Source organism: Paracoccus yibinensis (assembly GCF_030846195.1).
Taxonomy (GTDB): domain Bacteria; phylum Pseudomonadota; class Alphaproteobacteria; order Rhodobacterales; family Rhodobacteraceae; genus Paracoccus; species Paracoccus yibinensis.
The window spans coordinates 526554-552575 of the sequence record NZ_JAVCWH010000003.1; the positions used below are offsets into that span (position 1 = coordinate 526554).

Below are 26022 nucleotides of genomic sequence, written 5' to 3' on the forward strand. Positions count from 1 at the left end.
AGGTCCGCGTCCTTTCCAGCCGGGGCAACGGTCAGGCTACCGTCTTTGTAAATGCAGGGGACACGAACGTCGCCGCGAACAAAATCGATAGGCTCCTCATCATGGAGCGAGACTTGCTCTCCAAAGCCGAGGCGGACTTCGGCTTCATAGACTTTATTGCTAGGAGGCACGTCGAGCGACTCCGGGCAGACAGGAACCTCTGTGCGCATCATCCCAGCATTTACGTCCGAAGGAGAGCTGTTCTCACGGGACCCCGAGTTCGTCCGACTGTAACTCGTCGAGGCAGTCAGGAACATCTTGTCCAAGGGCGAACCTTGCTGACCCTGTTCAATACCGAGTTCAAGAGTCGCGTTCACGACCCAGCCCGTCCCTATCATCAGGCTCGTACGGAAAAGTTATCTCCTGCAAGCTGTTGTGGTGCCGTGGCGGCGATGGCGACAGTGTTTGGCAAGGCGATGCTCCACGGTGCTCCGCCCGGCTAGGAACCGAAGACTGGCCTCTCGCCGCATGCACCGCAAGCAGTGGGGAGAGCGATCGTGCGATGTGAACAAACAATCTGGTGCCAACGCGGGCCCACCTGATCGACAGTGTCGACGACAGGTATTTCCCAATAGCTGTGGTCTAACCACGCAGCTCACGGAATTCTCGGCGGCGCTACCCGGCCTCACCCCTGAAAAGATTGCCGCATACCTTGAGAACTTGGTACCAGCCGAAGGGGACATGCAAGGGCTTGACGCCGGCGGGCTGCCGCACTTCGAGAACTTGATGGTGGAGCAATCTAACGGCAGCGACGAAGCTGTGGGGGCGCCGAGCGATAACCGCCATCGTCCTGCCATAAAACATGGCAGGACGAGCGGCGGGGCTCATCCTAACGCTTGCCTCACGGCGCTCCGTTTGGCAAAACGTTACACGAACATGACTACTTCCCTGCTGTTGGGCATGGGGCTCGTGGGGGAAGTGTGCACACGGCAGAGAAAAAGCCAGTTTTCATCGACGCGTTTGCTGGTTGCGGCGGCCTGAGCCTGGGCTTGCTGAAGGCGGGCTGGCGTGGACTATTTGCAATCGAGAAGGATGCCTTTGCGTTTGAGACGCTCAGTAGCAACCTTGTTGGAGCTGGCGCGCGCTATTCCTTCGATTGGCCGGACTGGCTCACGGTGCAGCCATGGACGATCGAGGCGCTCATGGAGACGCATGGAGACCAGCTTGCGGCTCTCCGGGGACAAGTCGACCTCCTGGCTGGAGGCCCGCCTTGCCAAGGGTTTTCAAGTGCCGGACGGCGCAAAACAGCCGACCCGCGCAACCAGATGGTCGAGCGATATATGGAATTCGTGGAGCTTGTCAGGCCCCGCGTCGTGCTCATCGAGAATGTCCGCGGCATTACCTACGACTTCGTGGGGCGCGAGCATGGCGATCGCCGGAATTTTGCTGAGGAACTGGTAGCTCGCCTAGGAAGCTTCTACCACGTCTACTCTGATACGATTCGCTGCTCGGAGTTTGGCGTGCCGCAGGGACGCTCGCGCTTCTTCCTGGTCGGACTGCTCAAGGCAACGATCAACCAGCTTCCCGAGGGCGACGATCCTTTTGCACGTCTGCTCGCGTCAAAGTCGAAGTTCCTAGCTGCGCGCTCGATCTCGGCCAGCATTAGTTCCCGCGACGCGATCTCCGACCTGGAGATCTCGCGCGTTGGGACTTGCCCTAGCCCAGACAGCAAGGGCTATCTGGCAATTCGAGCTGGGAGCCCTCAGACAGATTTTCAGCGCTTGATGAAGGATGGGCACGAAGGGCCCGTGTCCGACACCCGCCTCGCTCGCCACCGGCCGCATATTGAGGCGCGATTCGCCAGCATCATTCGCGAGTGCAAAGAGTCTGGCCGGCTGGCTGTCCAGTTGAACCGTGCGATGCGGGACAAGCACGGCATCAAAAAAATGGCCACCCGTGTTCTTGACCCGTCGCTGCCGTCGCCAACGATTACCAGCATGCCGGACGACTTGCTGCACTATGATGAGCCCCGCACGTTGACGGTGCGTGAGAACGCCCGCCTACAGACCTTCCCCGACTGGTTCGTATTCAAGGGGAAGTATACGACGGGCGGGGAGCTCCGCGCCAGAGAAGTGCCACGCTTTACTCAGGTGGCAAATGCCGTGCCTCCCCTTGTCGCTGAGATATGGGGCGAGGTCTTGCTTGCCTATGCAATGGCGAAGGCATCTGCGGAAAGAGTGGCGGCATAGCCGGTGGGGAAATGGAGCTCCAGCCAAGCGCGACAATAAATAGCGAACAGCCTGCGTTCCCGAACGGTCTCCTTGACTGGGCGGGCAACCGTCGTGGCGGGGTCCGGCGTCTCCTCGATCGCCGGAGTGGCCGGCCGGGCATAAAGGTGTTCGAAACGAACCTGCTCGGAAGGCTTGAAGAATGGATTAAGCGCCTAGCTGCCGGCGACGCGTCCGTGCCCCGCGTTGTTCTGCTGGTCGGCGGGCCAGGGAACGGCAAAACCGAGGCTGTCGAATGGACTGTCGAGCACCTAGACGACGCATTAGGGTGCGCGGGTGGCCTGATCAAGGCTCTTTTCGGTTTCTTTCATCCGGAGTCTGGGATTGTGCCGCGTCTGGTCAGCATCGACGCTGGGGCCCTCTCGTCATCACCGAGGCAACTGCACCTCGACCTTGTCCAGGACGCGTCTGTGGGCGCCATTGACGGCCGGACGCCGGCGATGCTGCTTGTGGAAGAGCTCGAGCAAGCAGTTGCGGCAAGCAACTCCGCCTATCTCTGCTGCGTTAATCGCGGCGTCCTCGACGACGCTATGATCCACGCCATTGACAACGACCTGCAGCAGCCGCGAGACCTTCTCGAGGAAATTGCACGCGCTGTCAGCCTGGCGCCCAACGCACCCACCTGCTGGCCACTCGAACGATTTCCGGTCGTTGCAGTCTGGCCAATGGATGCTGAATCGCTACTCGAGCCGACCGACAATGGCGACGATGCGCCCGCCCGGAAGATCCTTGATCGGGCGATTGAGCCGTCGCTGTGGCCGGCGGAAGGAACATGCCCTGCCGGTCCTGCTTGCCCGTTTTGCGCCAGCCGCAAGATGCTCGCGAGCCACCGGGAATCAACGTCGCTGCTTACCATCCTGCGGTGGTTCGAGCTCGGACGTGGCAAGCGGTGGGCCTTCCGAGATTTGTTTTCGCTTACCTCGTACCTGCTCGCTGGTAGCGGGTCTGGGTTCGGGTCCCTGTCCGCCGAGCCCTGTGTATGGGCGGCCGCGATGGTCGAGAAGGACCGGGAAGCATCGCTTGGTGGACGGCCGCGGCGCGACAGTGCCCCGGCCTTGTTCTGGCTCGTTGCCGCGCAATATCAGCACGCGCTCTTCAGTGGGTGGGACAAGCGGGCGGCCTCGTCCCTGCTGCGCGACATTCGCGAGTTGGGCCTGCACGAGCAAAGTGCCACGGCAATGGGGCTGCACTATTTCCTGCAATCTCGGTCTGGGGGACATGTCCCGGCCATGATCGCGCCTCTGCTTGAAGGGTTGGTCGACTTGCTCGACCCGGCCATGGCCTCACCGGACGCCGAGGTCGCCTTGTGGGGCGGGACCCTGCGGCTCGCGGAGCTCGACACGCGGTTCAGCCGTTCCGTCCGCGAGGGCTTGGAGTTCGCGATTTCGAAGCGCGCTCTCTCCAGCAACGAGCGAATGCTGCTGGAACGTCTGGCGGGCCTCGACGAGCTCCTGGCGTCTCCGAGGCTCCGGTCGAAGAAACCTACGTCGGCGATGCGTATCCAACGGCTCGTCCGCGACTTTTCGTGCCGTCTGGTCAGGCGCAGCATTGGCACGCGGCAAGCTGTCGTGCCCTCCGCCGGCACACTGGCGGCGTTCCAGCGCGTGGTCGCGGACGCAGACGGCCACGGCCATGACCTTCGCGAGATCGCAAAGCAGGTCGAGGATCTCCTGAACAACGACCACAACTTTGACGTGTCGTTGACGACCACTTTCGGGCAACCGCTCCCACCGACTCGGCGTCGCGCCACGCTTGTCGTCTCGCGGCGACGGGTAGTGCCCAAGTTCGTAGCCCAGCATGGTAGACCGCAGCCGTCGATCTGCTTTCTGGATGTCGACCTTGGCGGGACTGCGCAGTCATTCGCGCTGACCTACGACCTGTTCAAGGCAGTCTCCGAGCTGGAGACGGGCTTGTCGCCTGCGTCCTTGCCCAGGAGCGTTCTTGCCTTGCTTGACACGACCCGGGCAAGGATGTCTGGCTGGATCGTACGCGATCGCGATGCCCTCGAACGCCCGCTTATCTTGCTTGGCGACTCGACGACGATCGAGAGCTACCGCGGCCATTTCGTCGCGAACAAGCGCGGCGGCCGCAAATGAGCCTCGCGGACTTCCAGGCGTCCCCATGGGCTCAATCGCACGCTGCGTACCGGGGGGCCGCGCTCGCGATGACCCCGGCGCCCGAATATGCCAATTCCGAGATACTTATAGCGAGTCTCTACCGGACGATCGGCTCGTTCGACTTGCCGGATGCACCTTTAATAAGCGAGGGCCGGGTTCCGGCAAACGGCCGCGACCTCGACAGGACAATTGCCGCTAACCGCGATCGGGGGCGCAAGCCAGGAAACGCAGCGCTCGACGGGGAGAGCCTGCACACGCTGCTCCACCACGTGCTCGAAAGCCCGAAGCTTCCCAACCAGTCCACCAAACGCTTCCTGCAGGTTACGCCGCTGGTGGGGGAGACTGCTTCCTTCTCCGGCTCAGCGAGGCTCACCGGCAATCCGTGGCCAGCTGGCGCACTCGTGCGCCAGATGATCTGGTTAGGCTCCGCGAATGCAACAGCAGCGCAGGACATCTGGTCGCGCCTGTTTTATGCCTTAGCCGTCCACGACGATGACGATGTCTTCGCCCGCTTCCTTCGCGACGAAATCTCCGCCTGGACGGGGTCGCCCTGGGGCAAGGCGATCGCGGCCCCCGACGGCGAGGAGGCATGCTGCCTTCCGCCCGGCGAACTTGACGGCCTTTCATCGCCGGCAAGGCAATTTTGCCAAGACCTCGACGCGGTAGTTACAGCAAAGTCCGTCATGACGCGCCGCCAGTGGACCAGCTTGCTCGAGGCCCTGGTCCGAGTCGCGGCGGTTGGCCACGTGGCATGGGTCTGCGAGGTCCACCGACAGGCTTGGGAGTGCGTGCGGCGCGCGCTTGGCGGGGAGGAACTGCCCGATGACCTGCGCGCGGCCATTTATCCTCGTCACTTTGGCTATCTCACCTATGGGATGGACGCTGTTTCGGAGCTCAAGGACCGCACGTCGACCTACCTTAGCGCGAGGCTCGGCTTGAACGCAGTCCTGTGGTGCCTCGACGAATGCGGCGCCACCTTTCCCGGCAAGTTGTCGTCCGCTGCTAGCTTTGCGGCGTTGTGCAAGCTCGTGAAGGACAACCGCGCCGCGCTTTCCAGTGCCAGCAGGATCATCGAGGACCTGTTGGACCGGGAGGCACGTACCCTCCTCCTGCGCAAGGGCGTGGGCTCGAACGTCATGGAGTTTGCTCGTCACGCGCTGTACCAGCGCCAAGTCGCGAACCCGATCCTGCGCGGATATGACCAGGGGTATGTGTTGCGCAAACGCGGCCCGGCAAAGTCGAGCCCCTGGATCTGCGCTCCAGGACCAGTTGCCATCCTGATGCTCGTACACTGCTCGCTGGCGAAGCTCTCTGGTCCCCGATCCGTCCACCGGCTTGCACAGCACATGGCGGCGTATGGCATCTTCGTTGACCACCGGAAGATTGATTCAAACGAACTTGGCGCACAGCTTCGGATGCTAGGGCTCGTCCTTGATAGCCCTGACGCCGAGAGCGGCATGCTGCTCGTCCCGCCATTCCCGCAGGCGCAACCCGGACGCGAGGTATCGTGGCTATGAACTTGCTCGCGACTTGGCTAGCCTCAGTCGTCCAGGCCCGCCTCCAGGAGGCGTCTGTGAGCGGGCGGGGGTCAGAGACCCGGCTTATCTTCCACGGCCCGCCACTGGAGATCCTTAAGCGTGTCTTCTCGCTGCTTATCGCTCACGAGGAAGGCCCAGGCATCCCAGTGCTCCTCCAGGTCCCGGAGCTAGGCCCAGGTGAAGCGAATCCGGCCAGCGGAGCCTCGGGGCGATGCGACGAGGGCCACCTCCTCGATCTTCGCAATTCGCCCCAGGCGGCCAGTTTCCTCGCCTTGGTCCCCCCAGGCCAGCACGCTATCCGCTCGGTCACGTCGACGACCGACGAATTTGGCATGATGTCTGGCAGCAACGGCGCGAACGTTTCCTTCGAGGAGTGGTGGTCGGACGCCTTCCTCCAGGACGCCATCGAGCATGCGCTGACCCAGGCCAGGCTAGACGGGAAGCAGCACGATGATGCCCGTACGATCGTGGCCCGCGCGTGCAGAGCCTTCGACGACGTGGATCCAAGTCCCGGCAGCCGGGTCGCTGCATGGCGCCTCGTCGCCCGGGTGTTCGAAGCTTCCGCTGACCCAGCCAGTGCGGCCAACCGCTTCAGCCTTGCGTGCGGCGTTCCGCCCAGCGAGACTGGGCGCCTTGTCGCAGGACAGCAGCACGCGAGCCTCGACGGTGTCGCGGCCGCCCTGTCCGACGGATTTTCCACCGGCCTCGCCGGCGTATACGAGCAGGCCAACGACGAAAAGCGCGCGTGGATCGATGCGTTTCTTTCCCACATTCGGTCGACCTGTCAGGCGCTAACCGCGCTTGATCGATCGCCCGAGGCATTCTATGCCCCATGGGGCGAGCTTGAACTGCCGCCGGCGCCAGCCTGGTGGGAGGGACTTACCGCCGAGGCCTGGGCGGCCCTGTTGGACGACGAGCCTGAGATCGTCGGAGACATTCGAGTCGAGTGCTCCAACCCTCTTCTTCCGCCATCACGTGGAATACCGCTGCTGGTCGAGGAACAGGTAGAGATATCAATCAGCGCGACTAACACCGATAGCACGCCGGTGGACGTCTCGCTAGAGCGATCGCCCGGCCGGTCGGCCAATGGCTTCCCTCTTGCAGTGTTGGTCGATGGCCGAGCGGATTTCGTCGACGACGCCCCCCCAGTGCACCGCACCCCTATCCAGTACAAGGTCAGCGCCGAGAACTTCCGCACTGCCTCCATTAAGGTGGTCTCGCTTGCAACGCTGGCGTCTGGCATCTTCGTGGGGTGCCGAACGGCCCGTAAGGTGACGCCGCCAAAGGCACCCGCCCGCCGCACGCGCGGGGCCAACTGGGAGTCATCAATTACCTTGCCTGGGCCGGGGAGGTACGAGCTCCTCGTGTTCCTGTCCCCCGGGTCTTCGATCGAGGGAGCGGCGACAGGCGTCGCTGGCAGCGAGCATGGCAGCGACGAGCGACAAACCCTTCCCGCCCGTGAAGTGCGACCCGGCCTCTACCAGATCGAGGTGGAGGTCGACGGATCGTACCAGCTAGACCTGCCATTCAAGCGGACGACCACTGACGGCAAGCTGGCTACCGAGACTTGCCGCGTCTTCCTGTCCTGCGACGACGTGGTCGAGGAAGGCTGCAACAGCGAATTCGAGCGCCTCATTATGGTCAACCGGAGACAGGTAGAACCCTCGGGGGCAAAGCCGGTCGTCCAGCTCAACCGGAGCGCCAGGACAAGCACGCTCCAAGGCTGGTTGCTCCAGGACGAGAATGTCGCTCGCTCGTACCTGCCCATCGTGCTTGCTGAGGACTATGGCGATCATTGGATTCAGCCTAACTGGACGGACGAGATGGGCCGGATCCTTTCTGCCGGTCGCTACCACAAGGACCCACGCCCCCCGGCGAGTCAGTTCGATCCGCCTGCGGCCTTTGTCGAAGCCCGCAAGGCAATTGCCCGGCTGGTCCGCGGCGGCGACGACCAATCGCGGCTGGTGGAGGCGGCGCCGCTTGGAGAGTGGCTCCGGCAGGACACGGCATTCCAGGCGCTCGTCGAGAAATACCTCGATGCTTACTCGGTTTGGCTTCAAGGCAGCCCGGAAGTCGCTCGCTGGAGCGACGTCGTGGTTGTTGCCTCACTCGAGCCAGGTGGGCGGACACTGGCCCGTAGCCCCGATGCCATCCTGCTCTCGCCGCTCCATCCCGCCCGTCTGGCCTGGCATGCGCTTGCCCAGAAAATTCTAGACGACGCCGCACTGAGCGCCAAGCCATGCCCAGCGGCCGGCATCCTCGCCCCTGGCATCGTGCCTGACATACTGCAGATGCCGCTGGTGTCACCCGAGGGCATCGAGCTAGTGCCTTTCCTTGCGGTCGAATCCAACACCGACTATTGGTCCGTCCTTTGGAACGGCCGGCGCTTGCGCGAGCTGGCAGATCGCTCTAGGGCAGCGCCCTTCGGGGCGACGTTCGGGATCACCATCGGCGGCATATCTGCAGGCTTTAGCGCCGCCCAGGTCGGCAGGGCGCTCGACGACGTCTCCAATGTCCTTTGCGCAAAGCCGTCGCTGAGCGTCGCCATCAGCAGCGCGGGCGGTGCAACCGACGCATGCAACGATGGCCTCGTGCAGTGGTCCTCGGGGCGCTACGCTGAAGCAGACAAGTCCGTGCGACTCGCAAATACAGGGCCGCGGCGCCTGGATGTCTTTGACATGCGCGACGGCCCATCGCAGCCGGACGACGCGACAATCGCCAACCTGTCCGAGGACACGCTTAACCATGTGCGGTGGTTCTCAAAGCACCCTGAGGCGAAGAGCATCGACCTTGGCATCATAGCCCAACTGGATTCGTCGGAGCCAGACACGGCCGAAACCCCCGCCTTGTCTGCACTTGGCGCAGGCGCACTCATCCGCCATCGAGTACGGCGCCAGCTACCTAGTTATTTCCTCAGCGAAACCCGGCAGTCACGGCCGGCCCGACCCGTGGGGGATCCGCTTGCTGACAAGGTTGCTGCATGCGTTACCCAGCTGGAAAGCTCGCCGACGCAACCCGTCGGCCTTCGCTTCGCGCCAAACGTCCACGCCATAGGCGACATGCTCGAGCGCAGGCAGGCGGACTTCGTCGCCGTATCGTCCTCGGCGATTGACCCGGCTTGCTTTCTCGGAGGCTGGCTGCCGGAGTCCTACCTGTGGGATTACGACCTTCCCTCCTATTCTCAGCGCGCCGGCGACACAAATGGCTATTATCTCCTTTCCAGGGTGAAGCCCTCCGACCGCGATGCGTTGAAGCGGGCACTCGCGAGGCTTCCAGGCTGCGACGGCCTTGATCACAACCAAATCGACCAGATACTGCTAGAGGTAGCGCGGCGAGGCATTCCTACCATCAGGGGACTTTCGGCCGAAGACTCCGGCGCAACCGGGGACCTGGGCCTCTTCGTCGCGGCACGCCTGCTGCAGGATCGCTTCCGGTCCGCCGCGAGCACTGACAGCCTGGTCCCGGTAATCGGTGGCACGACCAGTGAGCCCTCGATCGCGCTAGTGGTTCCTGTCGACCCGTTCCGCAGCTACCTCGACGACCTTGCGCGAGTTCTCAACCGGGATCGTTCGGAAGGCGGGTTCTCGCGACCTGACCTGCTCGTAGTGAGCGCCGCGGTCGGGCTGGATGGCGTGCGAGTCCATCTAGTACCTGTGGAAGTAAAGTGCCGGCTGGGCTCGGTCCTCTCGCCGAATGCCTCGCGCGATGCACTGGACCAGGCGAAATCGCTGTCCGGCTTGCTATCGGAGCTCGCGTCGCGCGACGACACTCTGTCTGTCTGGCGCCTTTCGTATCAGCACCTGCTGATCTCGATCATCGGCTTCGGCATGCGGGTCTATAGCCAGCACGAGGACCTTGCCGGCTCCGGCGCCGACTGGTCGGCACTGCACGAGCAGATCGCGTCGGCGATCCTTGCTGACGACAGCTGCGTGACAGTCGACGAACGCGGCCGACTGCTCCTGGTCGACGACTCCCCGATGAGCGATGCGCTCGATCGCGACAATGACGGTTTCGAGGAGACGATTGTCATTGCTGCCGCCGATGCCGGCCGCATTGTCGCGGGGGACGCCCAGGCGCTATACGACAGCATCAAGGCGAAGGTCGGTGACTGGCAGCTCTTCCCGGTCGAACGCCACATGGCGGCCCTGGCCATCGACCTAGTGCCCATTAATACAAGGGGGGAAGGCGGGCCTTCGGCGGCCATGCAGACTGGGCACGATGGCGCTTACGACGAGTCCGCCGGCGCAGGTGGCGGAGCCGTGACGAGCCAGACTACGGATCCGGCGCGGGGACTGGGAGACGGCAGCGAACGCGGGATCCATCTGCGGATCGGCAGCACCGTCGATGGTTTCGAAAAGCGCGAGTTGTCTCTTTCATTGTCCGACACAAGGCTGAACCAGCTCAACATGGGTGTGGTTGGCGATCTTGGCACCGGCAAGACGCAGTTGCTGAAGTCCCTCGTCTACCAGATCGCTTCGGCCACCGATGCCAACCGTGGCGTCCGGCCGCGCATGCTGATCTTCGACTATAAAAAGGACTACAGCAGCCCCGACTTCGTCGCGGCCACCGGCGCCCGCGTCGTAAAGCCGCAGAACCTGCCGCTGAACCTGTTCGATACGTCCGCTATCGGCGACGCCATCTCCCCGTGGCTCGATCGATTCAGGTTTTTCGCCGACGTCCTGGATAAGATTTACTCGGGCATCGGGCCGGTCCAGCGCGACAAGCTCAAGCGCGCCGTGCGCTCGGCCTACGAGTCTACGCCAAGCTCGGCCCCGACCATCTACGATGTCCATGCCGCCTATGCCAGCCTTCTCGAGGGCAAGTCGGACTCGCCCATGGCAATTATCGACGATCTGGTCGACATGGAGGTGTTCGAGCGCGACCCGGTCAGGTGCATCGGGTTCGACCAGTTCCTCCAGGGTGTCGTGGTCGTGTCACTAGATGCTTTTGGCCAGGACGACCGCAGCAAGAACATGCTCGTTGCGGTGATGCTCAATATGTTCTACGAAAACATGCTCAAGACGCCCAAGCGGCCATTCCTTGGCACCCATCCCCAGTTGCGCGTCATCGACTCCTACCTGCTGGTCGACGAAGCCGACAACATCATGCGGTACGAGTTTGACGTCCTCCGAAAGTTGCTCCTGCAAGGCCGCGAGTTTGGCTGCGGCATCATCCTCGCGTCGCAATACCTGCGTCACTTCAAGGTGAATGCCACTGACTACCGGGAGCCGCTGCTTACTTGGTTCGTGCACAAAGTACCGAATGTCACCCCCTCTGAGCTGTCGGCTCTCGGCCTTGCAAATTCCGCCGTCGAGTTGGCGGAAAAGGTGAAGGCGCTCGCAAACCACCAATGTCTATACAAGTCGTTCGACTCGCCAGGCCGCGTTGTTCGGGGATTACCGTTCTACGAGCTCACGGCTGGCAAGTAGCGGGCGGATGGCTGACTTCCTCTCACCAAGCGAACGCTCCCAGCGAATGTCGCGGATCCGCTCGTCGGATACCGCCCCGGAACTGGCCTTGCGTCGTGAGTTGCACAGGCTTGGCCTAAGATACACGCTCGGTAACAAGAAGCTAGTCGGCAAACCGGATCTTGTGTTTCCACGCCATCGCACAATCGTCTTCGTACACGGATGCTTCTGGCACCGACACCAGGGCTGCAGCATCTGCACCACCCCGAAATCCAACACGCCCTTCTGGCAAGAAAAATTCGACCGCAATGTCGCAAGGGACACACGGGTGTCGGCTCAGCTCGAAGCGATGGGATGGCGCGTGCTCATCACCTGGGAATGCGAGCTCCAATCAGGCATTCGTACGCGGGCCACCGCCGAGCGGCTGGCAGGGCTGATCCGGGCAGGCAGCGCATGACCCACGTCATTGAACCTTCGCCCCGACCGCGAGCGTTCTGGCACGGGTCCGCCCGGGCCTTCCTCGATGCAAATCCTAAGGCGATCATCGGTCAACTCGCGAGCTGTCATGTCAGATTCCATGCTGCGGCGGAAGCCGAGCAAGTGCGGGCGTGGGAGCGCGAGATCGAAATTCTGCGGCTGGCGCTCGCAGCGGGCGGCGAGCGGGCGCAAAACTGGGGCGTGTTACTTGAGGCGCCGATGCTCCGGCTTGGCAAGCGCATGGATGCAGTCATCTTGCTCCCCGGGTCCGCGGCGATCGTGGAGTTCAAGATTGGCGCGAAACGCTTCGAAGCGGCCGACCAGCTCCAGGTCGAGCACTATGCCCTAATGCTGCGAGACTTTCACGAGGTTAGCCAGTCGCTCATCGTGGTGCCCATCCTCTGCGCCGAGCATGCCGTCCCGCATCCCCAGGTGGCCAATGCCCTGATCGTCCACGATGGGGTCGCCGACGCCATTGCCACGGACGCAAGCGGCCTAGCTAGCGCGCTGCGCATTGCGGAAGCACTTGGTGCGGGTGGCGCTATGGCTTCGGTGGAAGCCTTCGACTCGTCTGCCTATCGCCCGACTCCCACGATCGTCGAAGCCGCTCGCGCCTTGTACGCGGGACATGGCATTGCCGAGATCGGCCGGGGGGATGCCGCCGATGCAACGCTGCAGCAGGCCGGCGCAACCTTGCTGTCCCTCGCCGAGCGTGCGGAACGGGAGCGCCTGCACCTTGTTTGCTTCGTCACCGGATCGCCCGGTGCAGGCAAGACGCTCCTAGGCCTGGATGTTGCATTGCGGAACCGATCTAGCGACAGGCCGGCGGCCCTGCTCTCTGGGAACCGGCCACTGGTGTATGTCCTGACTGAGGCACTCGCGACCGACCGGGCGTCGCGCGGCGAAATCACCAAAGCGCAGGCGCGCCACGAGGTTAGCTCTTCCATCCAGAACCTGCTCGGCTTCCTCAAAGAACATTCTGATGGTGCGCCACCGCCGGAATGCGTTGTGGTGTTCGACGAGGCTCAGCGCGCCTGGGACGAGAAGGTCGGCGAGGAACTGATGGGGCGCCCAAGCTCCGAGCCTACATTGTTCCTAGAGATACTTGGCCGCCTCGATTGGGCATGCCTCGTCTGCCTTGTCGGGCCCGGCCAGGAGATCAATCGTGGCGAAGGCGGCCTGCCACTCTGGGGAGCTGCGCTGCGGCATGCCGCCTCCAGCGGCCGGAACTGGCATGTTGTCGCGGCACCGCAGGCAATTGAAGGAGGGTCAGACGTCGCAGGTCCCGGCCTCGTGGAACCGGGTGCCGAAATGCCGTGCACGCTCGTCGTAGAGCCTAGCCTGCACCTGTCGAACGGATTGCGTGCATATCGGAGCCCCGACCAGGGGCGGTGGGTCGCCTCGCTTCTCGCGGGCGACATTGCCGAAGCCGCGCGAATCGCAAGGACGATGGGCGCGCCGCCCGCCTGGCTTACTCGAGACCTTGGTATGGCTCGTCAATGGCTCCGGGACCGCCGGCGAGGCGGGCGTTCCGTTGGTCTGCTCGCGAGCGCAGGGGCGGTCCGGCTGCCCGCCGAGGGCCTGCCGCCCACACCGCGCTCGAACGAACTCGAAGCGATAGGGCACTGGTTCCTGAAACCATGGACTGATTTCCGGAGCGCCGGCGCGCTCGAGATTCCTTTGAGCGAGTTTGGCTGCCAGGGGCTAGAGCTTGATTTCGTAGGTCTGACGTGGGGTGGCGATCTGGTCTGGACCAGCGAGGGCTGGACGCCGCGGCGCATGAGCGCGCCGAGGTGGACGCGAATCGGGATTGAGGAAAAGCGTAGGTTCCGCATCAATGCCTACCGCGTACTGTTGACCAGGGCGCGTGCCGGATTGGTCATCCACGTTCCCCTGGGCAATGCGGAGGATGCGACGCGAGACCCTGACGAGTTCGACGCGATTGCGACGGCCCTCGTGGGCGCTGGCGCCACAATGCTGCCTTGCCCTGATCGGCCAGCTAAGTCGACCTGACAGGCAGCTAGGCGCCCATCAGCCACAGCAAGTGAGTAAGTGCAGGTGCGGACAAACGTCAACGCCGCTTGAAGCAGTACCGCATCGATTCACTTCCCACGACCTTGAACCGGTTTTCCGTGTCGGCGCTTACGGGTTTTCGCCCCCCGCTGATACGTTTCGGCGAATGGAAAAGCCCGGGAGCGCGTGGTCATGAGCAGGATTGTCAACAACAGGGTCAAGAAGGCACCGAGCGACGATAAGGATGACGCGTTTCGGCGGGTGCTTCGCTCCTTCACCGGCGGGGCCATCGACGACACCCTGCGGGCGCTCGAAGCCAATGGCCTCATGATGCGCACCCGGTGCGCAAGCCAAGTAAACGCAATGTGGGAAAAGATGTGGGGTAGGATCTAAGCATCCCGCCTAATGCATTGCTTTGAAGCACAATCTTACGAAGATGTGGTAGCGGAGGAGGGATTTGAACCCCCGACACAAGGATTATGATTCCTCTGCTCTAACCAGCTGAGCTACTCCGCCACGGGTGGGGGCGATTTACGGGGTGGCGCGGGGGGCGTCAAGCGGTATTCGTCAAAGAAATGAAAACGCCGCCCAGGACCGGCGGCGGTCATGTTTCCGGTGAAAGCCCCCGTTACCCGCGCGCCTTGACCACCTGCAAAAGCGGCATCACCTGGGCCATGTCGGGACCATGGGCCTGGCCCGTCACGGCCTTTCGCAGCGGCATGAAAAGGCCCTTGCCCTTGCGGCCGGTCGCGTCCTTTACCGCCGCGGTCCATTCACCCCAGGTCGCGTCCGTATAGGGCGGCGGCGGCAACAGCGGCATGGCCTGGGCGATGAAGTCCGCATCCTCGGGGTCGATCTGGGGTTCGGCCCCTTGCGAAAAGATCGTCCACCAATCGGCCAGATCGTCCAGCTTCGTGATGTTCTGCGAGGCCACGGTCCAGAACCGTTCGGCCAGATCTTCCGGCACGCCAAGCGCGGCGATCCGGTCGCGGACGGCCTCGAAGGGCAGCGCCTGGTTCCGTTCGCGGGTCAGCGGCCACAGATCCTCGGCGTCGAATTTCGTGGGCGAGGCGCCGAACTGCGACAGGTCGAACCCCTCGGCCAGGTCGTCCAGTGTCATCTTCAAATCGACCGGCTGGCTGGAACCCAGGCGCGCCATCATCGACAAAAGCGCCTCGGGGGCGACGCCCGCTTCGCGCAGGTCGCGGATCGACAGGGCGCCGATGCGCTTGGACAGTTCCTCGCCCTGCGCGCCGGTCAGCAGGCTATGATGGGCAAAGGACGGCGGCGTGCCGCCAAGCGCGCGAATGATCTGGATTTGCGTGGCGGTGTTCGTCACATGGTCCGCACCGCGAACGATATGGGTCACCGCCATGTCGGTGTCATCGACGCTGCTGGCGAAGGTGTAAAGCACCTGCCCGTCCGCACGGATCAGCACAGGATCGCTGACCGACGCCGCGTCGATGGAGATGTCGCCCAGGATGCCGTCGGTCCATTCGATCCGTTCCTGGTCCAGCATGAAGCGCCAGTATCCCTCGCGCCCCTCGGCCCGCAGGCGATCCTTGTCGGCATCCGTCAGGTTCAGCCCGGCGCGGTCATAGACCGGGGGCTTGCCCATGTTCAGCTGCTTCTTGCGCTTCAGGTCCAGTTCGGTCGGCGTCTCGAAGACCTCGTAAAGGCGTCCTGTCCCGCGCAACTGGTCCGCCGCCTCGGCATAGCGATCAAGACGCAGCGACTGGCGTTCCACGCGGTCCCAGTGCAGGCCCAGCCATTCCAGGTCGCGCTTGATGCCGTCGGCATATTCTTCCTTGGACCGTTCCTGGTCGGTATCGTCCAGCCGCAGGATGAAGGTTCCCCCCGCCTTGCGCGCGATCAGATAGTTGAACAGCGCAGTCCGCAGGTTGCCGACATGAATATGGCCCGTGGGCGAGGGCGCGAAGCGGGTGGTGGTCATGGCACGTCTCCTGTTCGCCTTGCTCTTTCACAGACGGCGATTCTTGTCCATATCAGGGCCACCATGCAGGAGAAGCGGATGACCGACTGGACCACCCTGACCGCCCCCGACGCAGGCAGGATCGAGGCGATGGCGCGCGACGCATTGGCCGCCCTGCCCCCTGAATTCGCCACCCATGCCCAAGGGATCACGATCCACGTGGCCGAGTTCGCGCCCGAGGAAGTCCTGGACGAGTTGCAGATCGACGATCCGTTCGAACTGACCGGCATCTACGACGGCATTCCGCTGACGGAAAAGTCGGTATCCGACCAGCCGGAGCAGCCGGACATCATCTGGCTTTATCGCCGTCCTCTGCTGGACGAATGGGCATCGCGCGGCAATATAACGCTGGCCGAACTGGTCAGCCACGTCGTCACGCACGAGATGGCCCATCACTTCGGCTGGTCCGACGACGACATCGCCAGCATCGACCGGTGGTGGGAATGACGTCGCAGGCCCCAATCCTGACGGTGACCCTGAATCCGGCGCTGGATTTGTCCACGGCGGCGGACGAGGTGCGCCCGGAACTGAAGTTGCGCTGCGACAAGCCGGTGGCCGATCCGGGTGGCGGCGGCATCAATGTCAGCCGTGCGATCGGGCATATGGGCGGGCAATCGACCGCGATGGTGGCGCTTGGCGGGGCTACGGGCACGCGCATCGCCGAGATGCTGAAGGCCGACGGGCTGTCCCTGGTGCGCCTGACCGCCCCGGGCGAGACGCGGCAGTCGCTGGCCGTGACCGACCGCTCGACCGGCAAGCAGTTCCGCTTTGTCCTGCCGGGGCCGGAATGGCACAAGGCGCATGTGGCCGACATGACCCAGGCCATCGCCGAAAACGCCCGCGCCGGGGGCTGGGTGGTCGTGTCGGGATCGAACCCGCCGGGCGTCCCGGCGGGATTCGAGCAGATGCTGACCGTCCGGCTGAAGAACAGCGGGGCAAGGCTGCTGGTCGACACCTCGGGCGAGGCGTTGCGCGTGCTGGCGGGATCATCGACCCCCGTCGATGTGCTGCGCATGGACAGCCACGAGGCCGAGGAGCTGGCGGGCCGTCCCCTGCCCTCGCGCGAGGACAGCGCGGGTTTCGCGGCCGGACTGGTCAAGGACGGCGCGGCGCGGTCGGTGATCGTGGCGCGCGGTGCCGACGGGTCCGTCATCGCCGGGGCGGATGGCGCCTGGCACGCCGCATCGGCCCCCGTCAAGGTCGTCAGCGCGGTGGGCGCGGGGGACAGCTTCGTCGCGGGCTTCGTGCTGGCCATGGCGCGCGACTGGCCTGTCGAGGAGGCCCTCGCGCTTGGCGCTGCGGCCGCATCCGCCGCGGTGATGACGCCGGCCACGGACCTGTGCCGGGCCGAGGATGTGGAACGCTTCTATGGCGAACGGATCATCACGCGGCTTTGACAGCCCTGCGCGGTTTGTCAGCCTTTGCCAGGATCACAGTCCGTAAACATGCGGCCCCCCGGAAAACAGAAAGCCGCCCGGCTGGGCGGCTTTTCCATCCGATCTGGAGCCGGTCAAGCGGCCTCGGCTTCCTCCGCCTCGGCGGCCATGCGGCGTTCGCTTTCCTCGCGCGACAGCGCGACGGACGTGCGCACACCCTTGGATACGAATTCCATCAAGCCCTTGACCACGCGTTCGTTGGGGTCGATGCCGGCGCAGGACAGAACCTCGCGTCCGTCGCGCGACCGCGCCCAGCGGGCAATCTGTTCGGGGCCATTCCCGTATTTCTTGTCATCAGCAATCGCGTCATCCAGCGCGGCCAGGACCACTGCTGCAAAAAGCTTGCGGGCGCGTTGCCCCTGTTCGAAGTTAAAAGCCGATCCGTCAACAAAATCGCGCATATCATTCGTCCATCTTCAAGGCTGCAAGGATAAGCAGCCGTGTGGGCGGCATGATGCCAACCCATCATTATTGTTTCCGTTTCTCTGACGGTGCTGCTGCTTAGCCCAGTTGCCCGCCGATTCGGTATTCCTCTGGCCGCATACCTCCCATGCAGATAGCGCATGTCGTGTAAAAAACCGGTGAAATCTGTAATTACAGCCTATGATTAGACCGGGTTCGGCCCGGTTCGCGCCTTGACAACCCCGCAAAACCGATTTGGTTGCCTCGGACACAAGGCCCCGATATAGGGGCGGCATAGCGTCGTTCAACACGGACGGCGGGAATTTCCCGAACCGCAAAGAGTTTTCCATGCCCAAGATCAACGGCAACGAAATCCGCCCCGGCAACGTGCTGGAGCATGACGGAGGCCTGTGGGCCGCCGTGAAGGTCAGCCATGTCAAGCCCGGCAAGGGCGGCGCTTTCGCGCAGGTCGAACTGAAGAACCTGCGCGACGGGCGCAAGCTGAACGAACGCTTCCGCAGCGAAGACAAGGTCGAACAGGTCCGTCTGGAACAGAAGGACCAGCAGTTCCTGTACGAATCCGACGGCAAGCTGGTCTTCATGGACAGCGAGACCTTCGAGCAGACCGAACTGGACGCCGACCTGCTGGGCGACCGCCGTCCCTTCCTGCAGGACGGCATGACCGCCACCATTGAATATTACGGCGACGAGGCCCTGTCGGTTTCGATCCCGCAGAAAGTCACCTGCACCGTGTCGGAAACCGAGCCGGTCGTGAAAGGCCAGACGGCCGCCAACAGCTACAAGCCCGCGATCCTGGACAACGGCGTGCGCATCATGATCCCGCCCTTCGTGGGCGAGGGCGAAAAGATCGTCGTCAACACCGAGGCTTTCGAATACAGCGAACGGGCCTGAAGCCTGTTTCAGACCAGGCGCCCCGGCCAGTCCGGGGCGTTTTTATTTCCGGGACCGGCCTGCCATGACGCCCACTCACGCCACCGCCAGCGATCTGGCCCGCGCGCTGCCCCATGTGCTGGCCGCGCCCAAGGATGATGCGCGGGCCGATTGCCTGTGCTTTCGCCCCGGCTTCAACCAGCGGAGCTTTCCCGGCCGGCTGGTCATGACCCGCGCGGATGGGATTCCCGGCGAACGCTGGGGCAAGGCGCCCTGGCTTAAGCTGCCCGACGGCTCGCCCGACCCGCGCATCCAGGTCTCGATCCTGCCGCGGCGGGTGATGGATGCCGTCTGGCTGGACCGCGAGAACACCCCCCATCCCGGCGACACGATCATCTGCGACCTGGACACCAGCGAAGCGAACCTGCCCGCCGGCACGCTGTTGCAGGCCGGGACGGCGGTTCTGCGGGTGTCAGATGTCTTTAACGACGGCTGCGTTAAGTGGAAGGTCCGCTATGGGCAGGCCGCGAAAGACTGGATCACCGCCCCCGGCCACCCCGAACTGCGGCTGCGGGGAATCCTGTGTTCGGTCGAACGGGACGGGGACGTGCACTTGGGCGATCCGATCCGCAAGCTGGACTAAGCCGGGATCCGCAGACCCGTAGGGTGGGGTTTTACCCCACCAACCTCGGCAAAGGTGGGGTAAAACCCCACCCTACAAGATGATCCCGTCCTGCTCCGCCGCCAACCGCGCCGTTCCCGCCTGCATGTCCGGCCCGATGCGGTCGAACCGCACATGCGCCAGGGCATGACCGCCCGACTGGGTGAACAGGGTGCCGACCTCTTTCCCGTCCGCCGTGATCGGCGTGCCGACGGGGGCCTCGCCCTCGATCCGCAGGCGCGCCAAGCCCTTGCGCAATTCGGTCTTGTGCTTCATGCGGGCCGTCACTTCCTGGCCGACATAGCAGCCCTTGCGGAAATCGACGCCGTGCAGACGCTCGAACCTGGCCTCCAGGATGAAGGTCTCGTTCGGGATCAGCTCGACCAAGGTTTCGGGAATGAGGTTCTCGACCCGGATCGCGTCAAAATCGGTCCCGTCGTCGCCCGAGCCGCCATAGAGCCGCCAGCCAAGCGCCGGATGGCGCGGGTCGGCGATTGCCCCATCCGGTGCAGGGCCGGTGCCGCGGCCGACCGTGATGTCGGTCGGCTCGATGACAACCCTGGAGCGCAGCTTGTACATCCCCAGGCGCCGGACCAGATCATCGGCCAGCCGCACGTCCACGTCGATCAGCAGCGCGTCGCCATCGGGAACGATCAGGAAATCCGCCAGATACTTGCCCTGGGGTGTCAGCAGCGCGGCCCAGCAGGGCGCGCGGCGCACGTCGTTGCTGACCAGACCCTGCAGGAAATCCACGCGGTCTTCGCCGGTGATGCGGATGATCTGGCGGGTCATGGGTTCTCTCCGAATTGCAGGGCGACAAGGCGGGCATAGGCGCCCCCTTCGGCCATCAACTGTGCATGGCTGCCCTGTTCGACAACCCTGCCCTGTTCGATCACCACGATCTTGTCGGCGTTGCGGATGGTGGACAGGCGGTGCGCGATGACCAGCGTCGTGCGCCCCTGCGACAGCGTCTCCAGCGCGGCTTGGACCAGCCTTTCGCTGGCGGTGTCCAGCGCGCTTGTCGCCTCGTCCAGCAGCAGGACGGGGGCATCGCGCAGGATGGCGCGGGCGATGCCGATGCGCTGGCGCTGTCCGCCCGACAGCGCCGTTCCGCGTGGCCCCGCAGGGCTGTCAAGACCGCTGGGCAGGGCGGCAACAAAGTCGCTGACATGGGCCGCCTGCATCGCCCGCAGCAGGGCCGCCTCGTCCGCATCGGGACGCCCCATCAGGATATTGTCGCGCAGGGATTCATCGAACAGCGCCGATTCCTGGGACACCGTCGAAAACTGATCGCGCAGCACGGCCAGATCGAAATCCTGGATCGGAACGCCGCCCAGGGTCACGCTGCCGCGGTCGGGATCGACCATCCGGGTCAGCAGGTTGAAGACCGTGGACTTGCCCGCCCCCGACGGTCCCACAAGCGCGGTGGTCTGGCCCGCCTCGGCCACGAAGCCCAGACCTTGCAGGACGGGCTTGTCATCATAGGTCAGCCAGACGTCGTCCAATCGGATGGTGGTGTCGGAAGGCGGCTGGGTCCGCCCACCCGAAACGATACGCGGTCTGGTGTCGATGACCTGATAGACCCGTTCAAGGCTGGCGGCGGCGGTCTGCCACGCCCCCGCCAGCCCGCCAAGGCGCCGCATCGGCTGAAAGGCCAGCGCCAGCGCGGTGAAGAAGGACATGAAGTCGCCGATGCTGCGCGTCCCTTCCATCACCTCGCGCCCGCCAAGCGCCAGAACGGCCACGAAGCCGATCCCGGTCACGATGTCGGTCAGCGCTGGGACAAGGCTGCCCATCGCGGCGACCTTGACCTGGGACGTCTGGATCCGGTCGGTGATCCGGGCAAAGCGTTCGGTCTGGTGCGCCTCGGCACGGTTCAGCTTGATCGACACGATGCCGTGCATCACCTCGTCCAGGCGGGTGGCACGGGCGCTGGCCTCGGTGCGGTTCTGTCGCACCTTGCGGCGGATATAGCGTTGCACCAGGGCGGCGGGCGCGATCAGGATCGGCGCGCCGATCAGCGCGGCCAGCGTCCATTGCGGGTCGATGGTGACCGCCACCGCGAACAGCATGACCAGCGAGATCGCGTCGCGCGTGGCACTGGTGATCAGGGTGGCCCAGACTCCCTGCACGGCGATGGTGTCGCCCTGGATCCGCTCGATCATCGCGCCGGGGGAATTCTGCTGGAAGAACCGCCCGTCCAGCGTCATCACATGGGCCAGCAGGTCGCGCTGCATGGTGGTCGAGATGCCCAGCGAAATTCGCGACAGCAGCGATCGGCTGGCCACCAGCGCCACCGCGCGCAGCAGGAAGATGCCCATGATCGCGCCGCCCACCCACCAGATCGCGCCCGCTTCCTTGCCGACGAACACCCGGTCGAACAGCGGCTTCAGCATCCACGAGATCAGGGCCAGCGTGGATCCTTCGGCCGTCATCAGCAGGAAGGCGCCCGCCATGCTGCGGCGATGGACGCGCAGATAGTCGGTCCAGAACCGGCGCAGCAGGGTCAGGGCGGCGGGATGGTTGCTGTCTGTCACGGGTGGCCGGGCCTTTCGCTTGTCCGCCCAAGCCTTAGCCCGACGCGGGCCGCAACGGCAAGGCAGCGGACCGTTGACCTTGGCACGCGCGGGCACTAGCGATCTTGCAGGATGTGAAGGACATGTAACCGCCATGAGTCTTGCCGCTGGTCGCCCCGTGATCGCCATTCCCGGCCCCTCGCCCGTGCCGGATCGCGTGCTGCGCGCGGCCCACCGCGCCTCGCCCGACATCTATGGCGAGGAACTGGCCGAACTGAACCTGTCGGTCATGGCGCAGTTGAAGCGCCTGGCAGGCACCCAGGCGCATCTGGCCCCCTATATCGGCAACGGCCATGCCGCGTGGGAGGCTGCGGGCGCCAACCTGTTCAATCCGGGGGACCAGGCCCTGGCGCTGACCTCGGGCCATTTCGGCCGGTCCTGGGCGCAGCAGATGGACCAGATGGGCGTCGCCGTCGAGCGGCTGGATTTCGGCAGCCTTCCGGCCGACCCGGACATGCTGGCGGCCCGGCTGGCCCAGGATCCGGCGGGCGCGATCAAGGCGGTGATGGTCTGCCAGATCGACACCGCGACCGGGATCATGGCCGACATTCCGGCGCTACGTGATGCCATGGGCGATCACCCGGCCCTGCTGGTGGTCGACGCCATCGCGTCGCTGGGTTGCGCGCCGATGATGATGGACGACTGGGGCGTCGATGTGCTGATCGCGGCCAGCCAGAAGGGCATGATGTGCCCGCCCGGTACCTGCTTTGTCTGGTATTCCGACAAGGCGGCAGCGCGGGGACGGACGCGGCTGACGACCCCCTATTGGGATTGGCATGTGCGCGCGGATGCCGAGGCGCTGTGGCGGTTCTGGGGCGGCACGCCCCCCGTCCAGCAGATCTTCGGCCTGGACGAGGCGTTGCGGATGATCCTGGACGAGGAAGGGCTATTCGCCGTCTGGGCCCGCCACGCGGCCCTGGCCCGCGCCGTCTGGGCCGCCGCCGACGAATGGGGCCAGGACGAGACGGGCATCCGCCTGTCGGTGGACGATCCGGCTGCGCGCGCAGCATCGGTCACCGCGATGATCGTGCCGGGGGCGGACGCGCTGCGGGCCTGGACGATGGCGCATTGCGGCGTGACGCTGGGCGTGGGCCTGGGGGCCGAACAGCCGGAGAATGCGCTGCGGGTGGCGCATATGGGTCATGCCAATGCAGGGATGATCCTGGCGGCGCTGGGGGCCATGCAGGCAGGCATGACGGCGCTTGGCATCCCGCACGGACCGGGCGGGCTGGATGCCGCCGCCCGGGTGCTGGCCGAGCCTGCATAAGTCCGCCAGTCAGCAGGCGCGAGCCGGACTGAACGGTGGACCTGGATGAAGTCGCGGCGGTGAAGGCTGCGGCCTCCACCGCCGCTGATCATGGCCTTATTCTTCGTGTCCGTGCTGTTTCAGCCAGTCGCGCATCATCTGGATTTCGGCCTCTTGCGCGGCAATGACGTCTTCGGCCAGCTTGCGGATCTCGGGGTCGTCGCCATGTTCCAGCGCGACACGGGCCATGTCGATGGCCCCCTGGTGATGCGGGATCATGCCGCGCACGAAATCGACATCCGCATCGCCCGTGGATTCCATCGGCATGTCGCCGTGCATCTTTTCCATTGCCGACTGATAGGCCTGGGCGGCATCGCCCCCTGTGCCGTGGCCGGCATGGTCGTCCTGCGCATAGGCACCAAAGGCAAGGGCGAACAGGATCGGAGAAAGGGCGAAGCCCCGGCGGATGGATGCGGTCATCGAAACCTCCTTTGCGGTCATCTTGCAGGCTGGCGCAAACCAGGCGCCACAGGAAGCAGGCAAGCATCACATCCGCGACAGTGCGACCCTATGCCTCGGGCGCACGCGCCAGCGTGACCAGCGTGTCGCCATAGCGCCGCTGGTCCATGACGGACAGGGGGGCCGGAACCAGGGGCGGACGGCTTTCTTCCCACACCACGACTCCACCGGGCGCGATCCAGCCGCCAGCCAGGGCCGAGGCGATGGCCCGTTCCCCCAGTCCCTTCGCATAGGGCGGGTCCAGAAAGACCAGATCGAAGGGCACATCCCGGTTGGCACCCAGCCGCGTCGCGTCCTGCCGCAGCAAGGTGGTGGCATCACCCAGCCGTGCCTTGGCGATATTGCTGCGGATCAGGGTCTGCGCCTTGGCGCCATCATCGACAAGGACGGAATGGGCTGCCCCTCGTGACAGCGCCTCGAGCCCCAGGGCGCCGGTGCCGGCGAACAGATCCAGCACCCTGGCGCTTGGGACCGGATTTCCATGCGTGCCGTTGACCAGCAGGTTGAAGATCGCCTCTCGGACACGGTCCGAAGTCGGACGAAGATGGGCGGCGGCATCGCCCGCACCGACATCGGCGAGCTTCAGCCCGCGCAGGGTGCCGCCGACGATCCTCATGCTTGCGTCCCGCGGTGGCTGGGGGCGCTTCGCCCCCCAGACCCCCAGAGGATATTTAGGCACAGAAGATCGCTCATGCGAGCAGGGCCTTGAGATCGGTCGCCGTGGCGATGGTGTCGGGGGCGGGGCTGCGGCCCGCCTCGATCAGGCGCTTGCCGATCATGTAGGCGCGGGCATCGTTCAGCGCATCGACGGCGATCAGGTGGCTGTCGCGGAAATACCAGACCGATCCGCCATGCTGGCCGTCGCCTGGGCGCGTGACGATCCGGTCATGGCCGGTTCCTAGCCCTGCAATCTGAAGCTTGGCGTCGAATTGATCCGACCAGAACCAGGGTCTCGGGTGATAGGGCGTGGTCCCGCCCAGGATGTTTTCGGCCACGGCCTCGGCCATGTCGATGGCATTGCCGACGCTTTCCAGGCGCAGCCGCTTGCCTTGCCAAGGGAAGCTGGCGCAATCCCCCGCCGCCCAGATTGCCGGATCCGAGGTCCGGCCCAGGGCATCGGTGGCGATCCCGTTGTCCAGGGTCAGGCCAGCCGTCTGCGCCAGCGCCGTGTCCGGCAGGACGCCAATGCCCGTGACGATCAGGTCGGCGGGAAGCTCGCGCCCGTCGTTCAGCGCCACCCCGGTCGCATGATCCGTGCCGGTGATGTGGGAGAGGCCGGTGCCTTCCAAGATATGCACGCCATGCGCGCGGTGCAGGGCGCGGATCATGTCGGCCGTTTCCGCAGCCGCGACCCGGCTCAGGATGCGCGGGGCGGCCTCGATCACTGTGACGGTCAGGTCCATCTTGCAGGCGACGGCTGCGGCCTCCAGCCCGATATAGCCGCCGCCGATCACGATCAACCGGCGGCCCGGCTGCATCTGCGGGGCCAGCGCGTCCACATCCGCCAGGGAGCGGATCACATGGACGCCCGGCAGCTCGCCTCCCATGGCGGCAGGCAGGCGGCGGGCCGACGCGCCCGTGGTCAGAGCCAGCGCGTCATAGCCGACCTCGCCCTTGTCGGTGACAACCATCCGGCGCGCCGGGTCGATGCCTGTCGCCGCTTCCCCCAGCCGCAGGGTGATGTTCTGGTCGTCCCACCATTCGGGCGAGCGCAGCAGCAGGCGCTCCAGCCCCATTTGGCCCAGCAGATAAGCCTTGGACAGCGGCGGGCGCTGATAGGGGGCGGCGGGCTCGGCACCGATCACCACGATCTCGCCCCCATGCCCCTTGGCGCGCAGCCGCGCCGCCATGGACGCCGCCGCCTGCCCTGCCCCCACGATCACGATCTTCATGGCCGTCCCTGCCCGTTGCGGCCCGCTGGCCTGTCACCGGCCCGCACCCTATAGTCGCCGCGAATCCGTTGCAATTCCAAGGAGGACAGGATGACCATCACCGTCGGAGACAAGCTGCCCCAGGGCAAGCTGCTGCGCGTGGGCGCGAATGGCCCCGAAGCCGTGGACACTGCCGACCTGGCCCAGGGCCGCGTCGCCCTGTTCGGCGTGCCGGGCGCCTTCACCGGCACCTGCACCAATGCCCACATGCCCAGCTTCGTGCGCAATGCCGATGCCTTCCGCGACAAGGGTGTGGACCGCATCGTCTGCGTGACCGTGAACGATCCCTTCGTGGCCGATGCCTGGGCCAAGTCCACCGGCGCCCAGGACGCGGGAATCGAGGTTCTGGCCGATGCCGATGGCAGCCTGACCCGCGCGCTCGGCCTGAACTTCGATGCGCCGCCCGCGGGCTTCTATGGCCGCTCGAAACGCTATGCGGCGCTGCTGAAGGACGGCACCTTCGAGGCGATCGACGTCGAGGACAGCCCCGGCCAGTGCGGCGTCAGCGCGGGCGAAGCGCTGCTGGAAAAGGCCTGATCCTGGCGGG

At 64.8% G+C, this 26022-nt stretch carries 20 protein-coding genes and 1 tRNA gene; 13 read left to right on the plus strand and 8 right to left on the minus strand.

Annotated features, from left to right (window positions below; translation table 11 throughout):
* The first annotated feature begins 959 nt into the window (after nucleotides 1-959).
* The 7 genes from RAH32_RS09705 (at nucleotide 960) to RAH32_RS09735 (ending at nucleotide 14213) form a co-directional block, all read left to right on the plus strand.
* On the plus strand, nucleotides 960-2228 hold the full coding sequence (locus RAH32_RS09705) for a DNA cytosine methyltransferase (RefSeq protein WP_306607516.1): 1269 nt from the start codon (nucleotides 960-962) through the stop codon (nucleotides 2226-2228).
* Nucleotides 2229-2374: 146 nt separating this feature from the next.
* Nucleotides 2375-4363, plus strand: a complete 1989-nt coding sequence (locus tag RAH32_RS09710) for a hypothetical protein (protein ID WP_306607517.1) — start codon at nucleotides 2375-2377, stop codon at nucleotides 4361-4363.
* A 68-nt stretch (nucleotides 4364-4431) separates the two neighbouring features.
* The gene (locus RAH32_RS09715; RefSeq protein WP_306607519.1) at nucleotides 4432-5901 is read left to right on the plus strand and encodes a hypothetical protein; all 1470 of its coding nucleotides are present in this window, start codon (nucleotides 4432-4434) and stop codon (nucleotides 5899-5901) included.
* Nucleotides 5902-6254: 353 nt separating this feature from the next.
* Entirely contained in the window at nucleotides 6255-11351 is a 5097-nt protein-coding gene (locus RAH32_RS09720; RefSeq protein ID WP_306607521.1) for an ATP-binding protein, read from the plus strand.
* Between the two features lie 7 nt (nucleotides 11352-11358).
* Entirely contained in the window at nucleotides 11359-11787 is a 429-nt protein-coding gene (locus RAH32_RS09725; protein WP_306607523.1) for a very short patch repair endonuclease, read from the plus strand.
* Nucleotides 11784-13820 carry a DNA/RNA helicase domain-containing protein gene (locus RAH32_RS09730; protein WP_306607524.1) on the plus strand — a complete coding sequence of 679 codons (2037 nt, stop codon included), beginning with the start codon at nucleotides 11784-11786 and terminating at the stop codon, nucleotides 13818-13820. Before RAH32_RS09725 ends, RAH32_RS09730 begins: the two co-directional genes overlap by 4 nt.
* Before the next feature lie 192 nt (nucleotides 13821-14012).
* The gene (locus RAH32_RS09735) at nucleotides 14013-14213 is read left to right on the plus strand and encodes a hypothetical protein (RefSeq protein WP_306607527.1); all 201 of its coding nucleotides are present in this window, start codon (nucleotides 14013-14015) and stop codon (nucleotides 14211-14213) included.
* Between the two features lie 46 nt (nucleotides 14214-14259).
* On the opposite strand, the gene RAH32_RS09740 is transcribed toward RAH32_RS09735, so the two are convergent.
* Nucleotides 14260-14336 (minus strand) — tRNA-Met (locus tag RAH32_RS09740).
* A gap of 112 nt (nucleotides 14337-14448) precedes the next feature.
* Complete coding sequence (gltX, locus tag RAH32_RS09745; RefSeq protein WP_306607529.1) at nucleotides 14449-15774, minus strand: glutamate--tRNA ligase; 1326 nt, start codon at nucleotides 15772-15774, stop codon at nucleotides 14449-14451.
* A 78-nt stretch (nucleotides 15775-15852) separates the two neighbouring features.
* Here gltX and RAH32_RS09750 point away from each other — a divergent pair, with 78 nt between their 5' ends.
* Together RAH32_RS09750 and RAH32_RS09755 are read left to right on the plus strand one after the other, a co-directional pair.
* Nucleotides 15853-16260: a metallopeptidase family protein gene (locus RAH32_RS09750; protein ID WP_306607531.1), complete on the plus strand. Its 408-nt coding sequence runs from the start codon at nucleotides 15853-15855 to the stop codon at nucleotides 16258-16260.
* Nucleotides 16257-17210: a 1-phosphofructokinase family hexose kinase gene (locus tag RAH32_RS09755; protein WP_306607533.1), complete on the plus strand. Its 954-nt coding sequence runs from the start codon at nucleotides 16257-16259 to the stop codon at nucleotides 17208-17210. Before RAH32_RS09750 ends, RAH32_RS09755 begins: the two co-directional genes overlap by 4 nt.
* A gap of 113 nt (nucleotides 17211-17323) precedes the next feature.
* On the opposite strand, the gene RAH32_RS09760 is transcribed toward RAH32_RS09755, so the two are convergent.
* Nucleotides 17324-17650, minus strand: coding sequence for a DUF6280 family protein (locus RAH32_RS09760; RefSeq protein ID WP_042251710.1), 327 nt, complete (start codon nucleotides 17648-17650; stop codon nucleotides 17324-17326).
* Between the two features lie 349 nt (nucleotides 17651-17999).
* On the opposite strand from RAH32_RS09760, the gene efp reads away from it, so the two are divergent.
* The gene (gene efp, locus RAH32_RS09765; protein WP_306607545.1) at nucleotides 18000-18563 is read left to right on the plus strand and encodes an elongation factor P; all 564 of its coding nucleotides are present in this window, start codon (nucleotides 18000-18002) and stop codon (nucleotides 18561-18563) included.
* 64 nt (nucleotides 18564-18627) lie between these two features.
* The gene (locus tag RAH32_RS09770) at nucleotides 18628-19185 is read left to right on the plus strand and encodes a hypothetical protein (RefSeq protein WP_306607546.1); all 558 of its coding nucleotides are present in this window, start codon (nucleotides 18628-18630) and stop codon (nucleotides 19183-19185) included.
* Between the two features lie 72 nt (nucleotides 19186-19257).
* Here RAH32_RS09770 and ygfZ read toward each other — a convergent pair whose 3' ends face one another.
* Both ygfZ and RAH32_RS09780 read right to left on the minus strand, forming a co-directional pair.
* The gene (ygfZ, locus tag RAH32_RS09775) at nucleotides 19258-19995 is read right to left on the minus strand and encodes a CAF17-like 4Fe-4S cluster assembly/insertion protein YgfZ (protein ID WP_306607547.1); all 738 of its coding nucleotides are present in this window, start codon (nucleotides 19993-19995) and stop codon (nucleotides 19258-19260) included.
* Entirely contained in the window at nucleotides 19992-21659 is a 1668-nt protein-coding gene (locus RAH32_RS09780) for an ABC transporter ATP-binding protein (RefSeq protein WP_373429702.1), read from the minus strand. Before RAH32_RS09780 ends, ygfZ begins: the two co-directional genes overlap by 4 nt.
* Nucleotides 21660-21873: 214 nt before the next feature.
* On the opposite strand from RAH32_RS09780, the gene RAH32_RS09785 reads away from it, so the two are divergent.
* Nucleotides 21874-23046 carry a pyridoxal-phosphate-dependent aminotransferase family protein gene (locus tag RAH32_RS09785; protein ID WP_306607550.1) on the plus strand — a complete coding sequence of 391 codons (1173 nt, stop codon included), beginning with the start codon at nucleotides 21874-21876 and terminating at the stop codon, nucleotides 23044-23046.
* 96 nt (nucleotides 23047-23142) lie between these two features.
* On the opposite strand, the gene copM is transcribed toward RAH32_RS09785, so the two are convergent.
* The 3 genes from copM to RAH32_RS09800 all read right to left on the minus strand — a co-directional run bounded on the left by copM (nucleotide 23143) and on the right by RAH32_RS09800 (nucleotide 25436).
* Nucleotides 23143-23505 carry a CopM family metallochaperone gene (gene copM / locus RAH32_RS09790; RefSeq protein ID WP_306607551.1) on the minus strand — a complete coding sequence of 121 codons (363 nt, stop codon included), beginning with the start codon at nucleotides 23503-23505 and terminating at the stop codon, nucleotides 23143-23145.
* 88 nt (nucleotides 23506-23593) lie between these two features.
* Entirely contained in the window at nucleotides 23594-24160 is a 567-nt protein-coding gene (gene rsmD, locus RAH32_RS09795) for a 16S rRNA (guanine(966)-N(2))-methyltransferase RsmD (protein WP_306607552.1), read from the minus strand.
* A 73-nt stretch (nucleotides 24161-24233) separates the two neighbouring features.
* Nucleotides 24234-25436 (minus strand): NAD(P)/FAD-dependent oxidoreductase, encoded by a 1203-nt coding sequence (locus tag RAH32_RS09800; protein ID WP_306607554.1) that lies wholly within the window; start codon nucleotides 25434-25436, stop codon nucleotides 24234-24236.
* Between the two features lie 90 nt (nucleotides 25437-25526).
* Here RAH32_RS09800 and RAH32_RS09805 point away from each other — a divergent pair, with 90 nt between their 5' ends.
* On the plus strand, nucleotides 25527-26012 hold the full coding sequence (locus RAH32_RS09805) for a peroxiredoxin (protein WP_306607556.1): 486 nt from the start codon (nucleotides 25527-25529) through the stop codon (nucleotides 26010-26012).
* Nucleotides 26013-26022: the final 10 nt, after the last annotated feature.

What these genes read in the sequence shown, in the direction of transcription:
- RAH32_RS09715 (WP_306607519.1), top strand. Translation starts at nt 4,432, where the DNA reads ATGACCCCGGCGCCCGAATATGCCAATTCCGAGATACTTATAGCGAGT.
- RAH32_RS09720 (WP_306607521.1), top strand. Translation starts at nt 6,255, where the DNA reads ATGATGTCTGGCAGCAACGGCGCGAACGTTTCCTTCGAGGAGTGGTGG.
- RAH32_RS09725 (WP_306607523.1), top strand. Translation starts at nt 11,359, where the DNA reads ATGGCTGACTTCCTCTCACCAAGCGAACGCTCCCAGCGAATGTCGCGG.
- RAH32_RS09730 (WP_306607524.1), top strand. Translation starts at nt 11,784, where the DNA reads ATGACCCACGTCATTGAACCTTCGCCCCGACCGCGAGCGTTCTGGCAC.
- RAH32_RS09735 (WP_306607527.1), top strand. Translation starts at nt 14,013, where the DNA reads ATGAGCAGGATTGTCAACAACAGGGTCAAGAAGGCACCGAGCGACGAT.
- gltX (WP_306607529.1), bottom strand. Translation starts at nt 15,774, where the DNA reads ATGACCACCACCCGCTTCGCGCCCTCGCCCACGGGCCATATTCATGTC.
- RAH32_RS09750 (WP_306607531.1), top strand. Translation starts at nt 15,853, where the DNA reads ATGACCGACTGGACCACCCTGACCGCCCCCGACGCAGGCAGGATCGAG.
- RAH32_RS09755 (WP_306607533.1), top strand. Translation starts at nt 16,257, where the DNA reads ATGACGTCGCAGGCCCCAATCCTGACGGTGACCCTGAATCCGGCGCTG.
- RAH32_RS09760 (WP_042251710.1), bottom strand. Translation starts at nt 17,650, where the DNA reads ATGCGCGATTTTGTTGACGGATCGGCTTTTAACTTCGAACAGGGGCAA.
- efp (WP_306607545.1), top strand. Translation starts at nt 18,000, where the DNA reads ATGCCCAAGATCAACGGCAACGAAATCCGCCCCGGCAACGTGCTGGAG.
- RAH32_RS09770 (WP_306607546.1), top strand. Translation starts at nt 18,628, where the DNA reads ATGACGCCCACTCACGCCACCGCCAGCGATCTGGCCCGCGCGCTGCCC.
- ygfZ (WP_306607547.1), bottom strand. Translation starts at nt 19,995, where the DNA reads ATGACCCGCCAGATCATCCGCATCACCGGCGAAGACCGCGTGGATTTC.
- RAH32_RS09780 (WP_373429702.1), bottom strand. Translation starts at nt 21,659, where the DNA reads ATGGCGGGCGCCTTCCTGCTGATGACGGCCGAAGGATCCACGCTGGCC.
- RAH32_RS09785 (WP_306607550.1), top strand. Translation starts at nt 21,874, where the DNA reads ATGAGTCTTGCCGCTGGTCGCCCCGTGATCGCCATTCCCGGCCCCTCG.
- copM (WP_306607551.1), bottom strand. Translation starts at nt 23,505, where the DNA reads ATGACCGCATCCATCCGCCGGGGCTTCGCCCTTTCTCCGATCCTGTTC.
- rsmD (WP_306607552.1), bottom strand. Translation starts at nt 24,160, where the DNA reads ATGAGGATCGTCGGCGGCACCCTGCGCGGGCTGAAGCTCGCCGATGTC.
- RAH32_RS09800 (WP_306607554.1), bottom strand. Translation starts at nt 25,436, where the DNA reads ATGAAGATCGTGATCGTGGGGGCAGGGCAGGCGGCGGCGTCCATGGCG.
- RAH32_RS09805 (WP_306607556.1), top strand. Translation starts at nt 25,527, where the DNA reads ATGACCATCACCGTCGGAGACAAGCTGCCCCAGGGCAAGCTGCTGCGC.